Annotated in this window: 9 protein-coding genes; 7 read left to right on the top strand and 2 right to left on the bottom strand. The window is 59.9% G+C overall.

From position 1 onward, the window contains the following. Both GIW04_RS22665 and GIW04_RS22660 read right to left on the bottom strand, forming a co-directional pair. The coding region (locus GIW04_RS22665; protein ID WP_236302125.1) for a PAAR domain-containing protein at window positions 1-943 on the bottom strand (943 nt) is incomplete at its 3' end. Between the two features lie 83 nt (window positions 944-1026). Then, window positions 1027-1512, bottom strand: a complete 486-nt coding sequence (locus GIW04_RS22660; protein WP_120248331.1) for a hypothetical protein — start codon at window positions 1510-1512, stop codon at window positions 1027-1029. Between the two features lie 249 nt (window positions 1513-1761). Between GIW04_RS22660 and xylA the strand changes: the two genes are divergently transcribed. The 7 genes from xylA to GIW04_RS22625 form a co-directional block, all read left to right on the top strand. Further along, window positions 1762-3078 (top strand): xylose isomerase, encoded by a 1317-nt coding sequence (gene xylA / locus GIW04_RS22655; protein WP_120248332.1) that lies wholly within the window; start codon window positions 1762-1764, stop codon window positions 3076-3078. A 101-nt stretch (window positions 3079-3179) separates the two neighbouring features. Next, on the top strand, window positions 3180-4178 hold the full coding sequence (gene xylF, locus GIW04_RS22650) for a D-xylose ABC transporter substrate-binding protein (protein ID WP_120248333.1): 999 nt from the start codon (window positions 3180-3182) through the stop codon (window positions 4176-4178). 97 nt (window positions 4179-4275) lie between these two features. Continuing rightward, the gene (gene xylG, locus GIW04_RS22645; RefSeq protein ID WP_120248334.1) at window positions 4276-5820 is read left to right on the top strand and encodes a D-xylose ABC transporter ATP-binding protein; all 1545 of its coding nucleotides are present in this window, start codon (window positions 4276-4278) and stop codon (window positions 5818-5820) included. Further along, entirely contained in the window at window positions 5821-6957 is a 1137-nt protein-coding gene (locus GIW04_RS22640) for a sugar ABC transporter permease (RefSeq protein WP_003190526.1), read from the top strand. 839 nt (window positions 6958-7796) lie between these two features. Beyond that, window positions 7797-8105 (top strand): DUF6124 family protein, encoded by a 309-nt coding sequence (locus GIW04_RS22635; RefSeq protein ID WP_120248336.1) that lies wholly within the window; start codon window positions 7797-7799, stop codon window positions 8103-8105. Window positions 8106-8310: 205 nt separating this feature from the next. Beyond that, window positions 8311-9252: an ornithine cyclodeaminase family protein gene (locus GIW04_RS22630; protein WP_057710067.1), complete on the top strand. Its 942-nt coding sequence runs from the start codon at window positions 8311-8313 to the stop codon at window positions 9250-9252. 117 nt (window positions 9253-9369) lie between these two features. Next, on the top strand, window positions 9370-10061 hold a 692-nt coding region (locus GIW04_RS22625; RefSeq protein ID WP_236479209.1), incomplete at its 3' end, for an NAD(P)/FAD-dependent oxidoreductase.

Here is a 10061-nt window from a genome sequence, read left to right as displayed (position 1 = left end):
GATCGCCCAAGGTGGTCTGCCCGCGCAGGCGGGTGGAGTTGAGCAGATGAGCATCCAACTGATTCATCAACCGTTGGCGATCAGCAAAGAACTGCGCTGACCTAAGATGCCCGTGCTGCCGATAGCTATCTTGATGCAGGCGTTCCATGGCCTGCAGCGTTTCGCGCAGATTGCTCAGGTGTTTTTCCATCACCACCGCACTGACGCCGAGCCAGGTTGAGGTATGGCCGATGAAACCGGCGATCTCTGCACCGTGGCGATACAGAAAGTCAGCCTCGTCCGGCGTCAGCTCATCCAGTGATGCGCTGACGTGTTGTGCAGCCTGCATCAGCTGAGCTTCTTCATACGAGCAGGAGGTGTTTTTCGGATCGCTGAGCACGATCATCGAACCAGCTTTGACGTGGCCTGTGTTGGGATTCAGCGATTGAAACTTGCGCATTACAGCCGGGTCGAGCGCGGGGAAAAGTGTGGCTTCCAGGGCCTCACGGGTCATGCTCTGGGGCACGATATAGAAACCAGGCTCCTGGCCGTGCGCACCACTGAATGTAGGGGGCGCTGTATGAGCGGACGGCACGAAACCAGATTGATGCGGTGCTGCGGCGCTGCCGTTTACAACTGATGCACTCGATGGAGCAACTCTCTGGCCCATGGGTGATGGGGCGCTCTGGTTTACGTAGGTGGCCGAGTACACCGAGGGAATCAGGCGAGCTCGACAAGGGCAACTGCTGAAGCTGTCCAGCGTGCCGGCCACACGTTTTCCATGACTTTGAATATGGGAAATGCCGCCCAGAATCTGGTAAGTCCCTGCATGTTTCCCGCACGTCACTCGGTCACCTTCGCGAGCGTGGAGAACACCATGCATATTAACCCTGGCGTCACCGTCGAGAATCTTGCCGCCGCATGTCGTTTTATCACCCAGACCCACAAAATGTCCTTCACTCATACACTTGCCCTTTTAGAAATTTGATTCACGTTCAAAGCGCGGCATAAAAAAAACAACACCCCTCTATAAAGCCTTTTTAATACTCACTTATTCACTGCGACCAAAAAGTCTTCTGCCTTTTGCACACCTTTACGCTCGATGAGTACGGCCAAGTTTTGAGGCGTATTGATAATTTCATCACCATTGCTGAGCGTGCTACCAACAAGCGCAAGATAACTGTTAGGTTCGCCCGCAGAGGTTTCGATATACGCTGTGGTTCCGTCGAGGTACGTGACGCAGTCGCCTTTATGTGCAGCGCGCGCACGTGAACCGTCTGCCAGTTTGAACTCAATCCCCGACGTGGTTGTTTTAATGACTCCACCGTTACGTGTCTGGCTGCCTTCGGTTGCTATTCGATAAACTGCAATAGCCGGATGAGCCTTATTTTGGGCATCTCGTTCATTAATGATCTTCAGCGCTTGTTCGCTGAAACCCGAACGTTGCTGCTCGGAAAATACAGGCATGTCTAACTCACTTAAAAAATCAGCCGACACTTCATTGGTATATAGCAAGGCGTGTGATGCACTCATCTTTATATTCCTTATTCTCAGCTTAGTTCGCCGCCCTCGCCTATTCACATCAAGGCAATGACTGGCACCCCAAACTTTGAAGAGGCATATCCCCACCGTAAAGTCAGACGTTTCCCTAAATCCTGTACTCCCTCAGCCGTTCTCAGCTCTTCACTCAAAATCGCACTCCCCTTTGGTGATTTTCATAATCAGCCGCCCAGGTGCCATTGCTAGTATCCAGACACCGCCCAGAACAATAAGGAAAACCCCATGCCATACTTCCCCGGTGTCGAGAAGGTGCGCTTCGAAGGCCCTGCCAGCACCTCTGCCCTCGCTTTTCGTCACTACGACGCCAACAAACTGATCCTCGGCAAGCCCATGCGGGAGCACCTGCGCATGGCGGCCTGTTATTGGCATACCTTCGTGTGGCCGGGGGCGGATATGTTTGGGATGGGGACATTCAAACGCCCGTGGCAGCGCAGTGGCGATCCGATGGAGGTGGCCATCGGCAAGGCCGAGGCGGCGTTTGAGTTTTTTTCCAAGCTGGGCATCGACTACTACAGCTTTCACGACACCGATGTGGCGCCCGAAGGCAGCTCGCTTAAGGAGTACCGCAACCACTTTGCGCAGATGGTCGACCACCTGGAGCGCCATCAGGAACAGACCGGCATCAAGCTGCTATGGGGCACTGCCAATTGCTTCAGTAACCCGCGCTTTGCCGCCGGGGCCGCGAGCAACCCGGACCCAGAGGTGTTCGCCTTCGCCGCCGCCCAGGTGTTCAGCGCGATGAATGCCACGCTGCGGCTCAAGGGCGCCAACTACGTGCTGTGGGGTGGCCGTGAAGGGTATGAGACCTTGCTCAACACCGACCTCAAGCGCGAGCGCGAACAGCTCGGGCGTTTTATGCGCATGGTGGTGGAACACAAGCACAAGATCGGCTTCAAGGGTGACCTGTTGATCGAGCCCAAGCCCCAGGAGCCGACCAAGCACCAATACGATTACGACAGCGCCACCGTGTTCGGCTTCCTGCATGAGTACGGCCTGGAACACGAGATCAAAGTGAACATCGAGGCCAACCACGCGACGCTGGCCGGGCACAGTTTTCATCATGAGATCGCCACCGCCGTGTCGTTGGGGATCTTCGGCAGCATCGACGCCAACCGCGGCGACCCGCAGAACGGTTGGGACACCGACCAGTTCCCCAACAGCGTCGAGGAAATGACCCTGGCCACCTATGAAATCCTCAAGGCCGGTGGGTTCAAGAACGGCGGCTATAACTTCGATTCCAAGGTGCGCCGCCAGAGCCTCGACGAGGTAGACCTGTTCCACGGGCATGTCGCCGCCATGGATGTGCTGGCCCTGGCGTTGGAGCGTGCGGCGGCGATGGTGCAGGACGACCGCTTGCAGCAGTTCAAGGAGCAGCGTTATGCCGGCTGGCAGCAGCCATTGGGCCAGGCGGTGTTGGCTGGGGAGTTCAGCCTGGAATCATTGGCTGAACATGCCTTTGCCAACGCGCTGGACCCACAGGCGGTGAGTGGGCGCCAGGAGATGCTTGAAGGCGTTGTGAATCGGTTTATCTATCGGTGACATTTGCACGACAAATCTCTGCACAGAGCGTCGAGTGACGCTCTACAGTTCAACCCGCACCACGCTGTGTCTTTCCAACAACAATAAAAGGACGCACCACCATGAAGTCATTCAAACCTGCCCTGCTCGCCGCAGCCCTGGCGCTGTTCGCCCTGCCGGTAATGGCCGACCCTGCGCACCCGAAAATCGGTTTTTCCATCGACGACCTGCGCCTGGAGCGCTGGTCCCGCGACCGTGATTACTTTGTTGCCGCCGCAGAAAAGCTCGACGCCAAGGTGTTCGTGCAGTCTGCCGATGCCAACGAACAGAAGCAGATTGCCCAGATCGAAAACCTCATCTCCCGGGGCGTCGATGTGATCGTGATCGTGCCGTTCAACGCCACGGTGCTGACCAACGCGGTGGCCGAAGCCAAGAAGGCCGGGATCAAGGTAGTGTCCTATGACCGCCTGATCCTCAATGCCGACATCGACGCCTACATTTCCTTCGATAACGAAAAAGTCGGCGAGATGCAGGCCAGCGGCGTGTTGCAAGCGGCGCCCAAGGGCAATTATTTCCTGCTCGGCGGTGCGCCGACGGACAACAACGCCAAGGTGCTGCGCGAAGGTCAGATGAAGGTGCTGCAACCGGCCATCGACAACGGTGATATCAAGATCGTCGGCCAGCAATGGGTCAAGGAATGGAACCCCACCGAAGCCTTGAGCATCGTCGAAAACGCCCTGACCCGTAACGACAACAAGATCGACGCTATTGTCGCCTCCAACGACGCCACCGCCGGCGGTGCGATCCAGGCCCTGGCTGCGCAGAAGCTGGCGGGCAAGGTGCCGATCTCCGGCCAGGACGCTGACCTGGCGGCGATCAAGCGCGTGATCGATGGCACCCAGACCATGACCGTGTACAAGCCACTCAAGCTGATCGCCACCGAAGCGGCCAAGCTTTCGGTGCAACTGGCGCGCAGTGAAAAGCCTACCTATAGCTCGCAATATGACAATGGCAGCAAGAAGGTCGACACCATCTTGCTCACGCCGACGCCGTTGACCAAAGCCAACATCGATGTGTTGGAGAAAGACGGCTTCTATACCAAAGAGCAGATCGGCCTGTAGGTGCTGGCAGGCAGCCCGTGTCGCCTGGGGTTTTTTCGCGAGCAAGCTCGCTCCTACAGTGACGGTGTTTCGTCGGCCTTTTGTGTGAGCCATTGCCATGTCGCATTACCTGCTGCAAATGAACGGCATCGTCAAAAGCTTTGGCGGTGTCAACGCCCTCAACGGCATCGATATCAAGGTCAAACCTGGGGAGTGTGTGGGCCTGTGCGGCGAGAACGGTGCGGGGAAATCCACCTTGATGAAGGTGCTCTCGGCGGTGTACCCCCACGGCACCTGGGAGGGGGAAATTCTCTGGGATGGGCAGCCGCTCAAGGCCCAGTCCATCCGCGAAACCGAGGCCGCCGGCATTGTCATCATTCACCAGGAACTGACCCTGGTGCCCGACCTGTCGGTGGCCGAGAACATTTTCATGGGCCACGAACTGACCCTGCCCGGTGGGCGCATGAACTACCCGGCGATGCTGCACCGCGCCGAAGCCTTGATGCGTGAACTCAAGGTACCGGACATGAATGTGGCGCTGCCGGTGTCGCAGTATGGCGGCGGCTACCAGCAGTTGGTGGAGATCGCCAAGGCCCTGAACAAACAGGCACGCCTGTTGATCCTCGACGAGCCCTCCTCGGCCCTCACCCGTGGCGAAATCGAGGTGCTGCTGGACATCATCCGGGGCCTCAAGGCCAAGGGCGTAGCCTGTGTGTACATCTCGCACAAGCTCGATGAAGTGGCGGCGGTGTGCGACACCATTGCGGTGATTCGCGACGGCAAGCACATCGCGACCACCGCCATGGCAGACATGGACATCCCGCAGATCATCACGCAGATGGTCGGCCGCGAAATGAGCAACCTCTACCCCACCGAGCCCCATGACGTGGGCGAGGTGATCTTCGAGGCGCGTAACGTCACCTGCTACGACGTCGACAACCCCAAGCGCAAGCGCGTCGACGACATCTCCTTCGTGCTCAGGCGCGGCGAAATCCTCGGCATCGCCGGTTTGGTGGGCGCCGGGCGCACAGAGCTGGTGTCGGCGCTGTTTGGCGCTTACCCCGGCCGCTACAGCGCCGAGGTGTGGCTGGATGGCCAGGTGATCGACACGCGCACGCCGCTCAAGTCGATCCGCGCCGGGCTGTGCATGGTCCCAGAAGACCGCAAGCGCCAAGGCATCATCCCCGACCTCGGCGTGGGCCAGAACATCACCCTGGCGGTGCTCGACACCTACGCGCACCTGACCCGCATCAACGCCGAAGCCGAACTGGGCAGCATCGACCAGCAAATCAGCCGCATGCACCTCAAGACCGCCAGCCCGTCGCTGCCGATCACCAGCCTCTCAGGCGGCAACCAGCAAAAGGCCGTGTTGGCGAAAATGCTGATGACCCAGCCCAAGGTGCTGATCCTCGACGAACCCACACGTGGCGTGGACGTGGGCGCCAAGTACGAGATCTACAAACTGATGGGCGCGCTGGCGGCCGAAGGCGTGTCGATCATCATGGTCTCTTCGGAATTGGCCGAAGTGCTCGGCGTGTCCAACCGCGTGCTGGTGATTGGCGACGGCCAGTTGCGAGGGGATTTCATCAATGACGGGCTCACCCAGGAACAGGTGCTCGCCGCCGCGCTCAGCCATAACAATACTGATCGGAAGACCGCGTAGATGAACCAGGTCAAACACCTTTTCACCCGCTACAAAATGCTCGCGTTGGTGATCGCCGTCGCGTTCATCTGGCTGTTTTTCAGTTGGCAGACCGAGGGCGGCTTTCTCACCCCGCGCAACCTCTCCAACCTGCTGCGGCAGATGTCGATCACCGGGATATTGGCGTGCGGCATGGTGCTGGTGATTATCAGCGGCGAGATCGACTTGTCGGTGGGCTCACTGCTCGGGCTGTTGGGCGGGTTGGCAGCGATTCTGGATGTGGTCTATCACGTGCCGCTATTGGCCAACCTGAGCCTGGTGGCGCTGTGCGGCTTGATGATCGGCCTGGCCAACGGCTACATGACCGCTTACCTGCGCATCCCCTCGTTCATCGTCGGCCTGGGCGGGATGTTGGCGTTTCGCGGGATTCTGCTGGGGATTACCGGCGGCACCACCATTGCGCCGGTGTCGCCGTCGCTGGTGTATGTGGGCCAGGGGTATTTGCCCCACAACGTCGGTATCGCGCTTGGGATATTGCTGTTTGCCTTGACGCTGTTCCTCACCTGGAAACAACGGCGCAACCGTGCGCTGCATGGGTTGGCCGCGCACTCACTGCTGCGCGATGCACTGCGCGTGGTGCTGATTGGCGCGGTGCTCGCAGGCTTTGTCACCACCCTCAACCGCTACGACGGCATCCCCGTGCCGGTGCTGCTGTTGCTGGCGCTGCTGGGGGTGTTCAGCTATGTCACGCACCAGACCGTGTTCGGCCGCCGGGTGTATGCGGTGGGCAGCAATATGGAGGCCACGCGGCTGTCGGGCATCAATGTGCAAGCGGTGAAACTGTGGATCTTCGGCATCATGGGCGTGATGTGCGCGCTGGCCGGCCTGGTCAATACCGCGAGGCTGGCGGCGGGTTCGCCGTCGGCGGGCAACATGGGCGAACTCGACGCCATCGCCGCGTGCTTTATTGGCGGCACTTCGATGCGCGGTGGGTCGGGCACGGTGTATGGCGCGTTGCTGGGGGCGCTGGTGATTACCAGCCTAGACAACGGCATGTCGATGCTCGATGTGGACAGCTACTGGCAGATGATCGTCAAGGGCAGCATTTTGGTGCTGGCGGTGTGGGTAGATGTGAGTACGCGCTCGGGCAGGCGATAACTCGTCCGCCAGAACATCATCGATTACCTGTGGGAGCTGGCTTGCCTGCAATAACGGCCTGACAGCTGATCTCCATCTACCTGACACCCCACGGTCAAACTGTGGGAGCTGGCTTGCCTGCGAAGGCGGCCTGACAGTCAACACAGTTGGATTGTGTGCATATCCATTCCTGCGGTAACGGCCACCTAGGGTTCCGCTCTGACAGCGGCTCACTTTTGAAAAGAGCCCAAAAGTAAGCAAAAGGCTCTTGCCCCACCACTCGGCACCTCGCCTAGGCTCGGTGTGCCCGTAATCCGCCAGTGATTTGGGGGGGCCGCCGCCACGCGCCATCCATGGCGCGGGGCGGCTAAACCGGCATCCCTGCCGGTTTACCCCCCAAATCACTGTCGAATTCCGGCCAGCATGGTTTGACGGGGCGCTTAAGATCAAAAGCAGATCAAGATCAAGAGCGGCTCGCTTCGCATCGTGGTTAGCGGCGATTGCAGGCAAGCCACATTGATCGTATTGCAGCGTGGGTTAGTGGCATTTGGTCATGGTTTGTAAAGGGCCAGCAAGGCGTGTCCCTTTAAATTGCAGGACGTTTCCTAGACAATCCTTGCCGCCTTGTGCCTGCTGGAATCGGTGGCTAGTCTGCGGTCCGTCACTGCCAAATCAGTGATCGGGTTTAGTCGCCCGGATTCGAGCAAGCGTTTGGTCCCATAACGTTTTTATGGTGGCTGTGCGCGGGGCGCCCTCGGGTGCGCCGGATGCTCTGGACCGGTCGACTAACCTGCGTACAGCCGCCACCCTACGTTTAGTCGCGAAGCGTGTCGGCTCCATGAACATTCCGGAGCTATACCATGAATAAAGTACTACCAGACCCACCCATCGATCCCGCAAAAGACCGCGCCGCCTTCAACCGCGCCATCGACCATTACCTGCCTACCCAAGGCTTCCACTGTGTCAACGAAGACCTGAGTTTCGAGGACGCCCTGCTCTACACCGCCTGCCTGCTCGACAGTGCCTCTGCCACGGCGCTGGATTGCGGCGAGCTGCTGCAAAGCCCTGAGCGGGCGAAGATCCTGGCGGTGTGGCATTTGCTGGAAATTGCAAAAACCACCGTAGATCGCTCCATCGAGTGCCTGACCGGCACCAAGGCCACTGCCTAAACGCGGTTAAAACTGTGGGAGCGGGCTTGCCTGCGAAGGCGGTGTGTCAGTCATTGCATTTGCTGCTGTACTAACGCCATCGCAGGCAAGCCAGCTCCCACATCTGATCTTCATGGCTCCCACATTGATCTCATTTTTCCCTCGGGTTATTGCGGATAAAAACTAAAAGTCCATAATGGACAAATTAGTTTATACGGAGAACCCCATGTCCGCGACGCCCCTCGTTATCGACCAAGCCCAGGCCCGTACCTTGCTGGCTCAAGTCGACGTGCCGTTGATCCTGCGCAAGCTGTTCCGCGACCTCGCCGCCGGGCACGCGGTGCAGCCGGCGCAACAATTGGTGGAGTTTCCCCAGGGTGCCGGGGATTTCATCAACTACTTGGGCGTATTGGCCGAAGACGGGGTGTACGGGGTCAAGACTTCGCCCTACATCGTGCGTGAGCAAGGCCCGTTGGTGACGGCCTGGACCCTGTTGATGTCGATGCACAGCGGCCAGCCGTTGCTGTTGTGCGATGCCGCTGAATTGACCACCGCACGCACCGCCGCCACCACGGCCTTGGCGGTGGATGCGCTGGCTCCGGCGGCGGCGCAACGTTTGGCGATTATCGGCAGCGGCAAGGTCGCCCAAGCGCACCTGCGTTATGTGCAGAACCTACGCGACTGGCAGCAAATCTGCCTGTACTCACCGAGCCTGGACAGCGCCAGCGCCGAAACACGCGCGCAGTTGGCCTGCCTGGACCCGCGCCTGACCCTCGCCGCCACCTGCGAGGCCGCCCTTGAAGACGCGGATGTGATCCTGCTGTGCACCTCGTCCGCTGGCCCGGTCATCGACCCGTCACGCTTGAGCAAACCCGCGTTGATCACCTCCATCAGCACCAACGCGCCACGCGCCCATGAAGTGCCGCCGCACTGCCTCAACCAGATGCACGTGTTCTGCGACTACCGCCAGACCACCCCGGATTCGGCCGGTGAGATGCTGATCGCCAGCGAACAGCACGGCTGGGACAAACGCACAATTGTCGGCGACCTGCCCGAGTTGTTCAGCGACATGGCCCAGCGCCCGGACTACGATCGTCACGTGTTTTTCCGCTCCATCGGCCTGGGCCTGGAAGACATCGCCCTGGCCAATGCCCTGTACCGACTGTAGGAGCGAGCTTGCTCGCGAAGACCTCACAGCTACTGCGTTTACACAGGGTGGGCGCGTTATCGTTAACGTTTTTCGCGAGCAAGCTCGCTCCTACAAGGCTTATTTCAGGAGATATCCATGAGCCAGGCAGACTTCATCATTATCGGCGGCGGCATCGCCGGCGCGTCCACCGGGTTCTGGTTGTCGCAGCACGGCAAGGTGCTGGTGCTGGAGCGTGAAAACCACCCGGCCTATCACTCCACCGGGCGTTCGGCAGCGCTCTACACCGCCGCGTACGGCACCCCGCAGGTACGCGCGCTGACCTTGGCCAGCCGGGCCTTTTTCGACCAGCCACCCGCAGGCTTCTGCGAACATCCCCTGCTGACGCCCCGGGGCGAAATGACCGTTGATTTCAACGGTGACCCGGCCGAACTCGACAGCCAGTACCTGAGCGCCAAGGCCACCGTGGCGCAGGTGCAGCGCCTGACGGTCGATGAAGCCTGTGCACGCCTGCCGATCCTGCGCCGTGAAAAAGTCCACGGGGCAATCTACGACCCCACCGCCTGTGACATCGACACCGACGCCCTGCATCAAGGCTACCTGCGCGGTATCCGCCGCAACCAGGGCGACGTGCGCACCGACAGCCATGTGCTGGGCTTAAGCCGCGACGCCGACGGCCTGTGGCAGGTGCGCACCCAGCATGCGATCTACACTGCGCCGGTCATCATCAACGCCGCCGGCGCCTGGGCCGACCATATCGGCGGGCTGGCGGGTGCTGCGTCCATCGGCTTGCAGCCCAAGCGCCGCTCGGCCTTTGTCTTCGCCGGCCC

Source organism: Pseudomonas sp. PA-4-8C (assembly GCF_021606625.1).
GTDB classification, from domain to species: domain Bacteria; phylum Pseudomonadota; class Gammaproteobacteria; order Pseudomonadales; family Pseudomonadaceae; genus Aquipseudomonas; species Aquipseudomonas lactis.
The sequence above is the reverse complement of the archived record's forward strand: the minus strand, read 5'-3'. Positions and strand labels throughout refer to the sequence as shown.

Bases quoted from the DNA above. Each gene is read 5' to 3' on its own strand.
- GIW04_RS22640 (WP_003190526.1), top strand. From the start codon at position 5,821: ATGAACCAGGTCAAACACCTTTTCACCCGCTACAAAATGCTCGCGTTG.
- xylA (WP_120248332.1), top strand. From the start codon at position 1,762: ATGCCATACTTCCCCGGTGTCGAGAAGGTGCGCTTCGAAGGCCCTGCC.
- GIW04_RS22635 (WP_120248336.1), top strand. From the start codon at position 7,797: ATGAATAAAGTACTACCAGACCCACCCATCGATCCCGCAAAAGACCGC.
- xylG (WP_120248334.1), top strand. From the start codon at position 4,276: ATGTCGCATTACCTGCTGCAAATGAACGGCATCGTCAAAAGCTTTGGC.
- GIW04_RS22630 (WP_057710067.1), top strand. From the start codon at position 8,311: ATGTCCGCGACGCCCCTCGTTATCGACCAAGCCCAGGCCCGTACCTTG.
- xylF (WP_120248333.1), top strand. From the start codon at position 3,180: ATGAAGTCATTCAAACCTGCCCTGCTCGCCGCAGCCCTGGCGCTGTTC.
- GIW04_RS22660 (WP_120248331.1), bottom strand. From the start codon at position 1,512: ATGAGTGCATCACACGCCTTGCTATATACCAATGAAGTGTCGGCTGAT.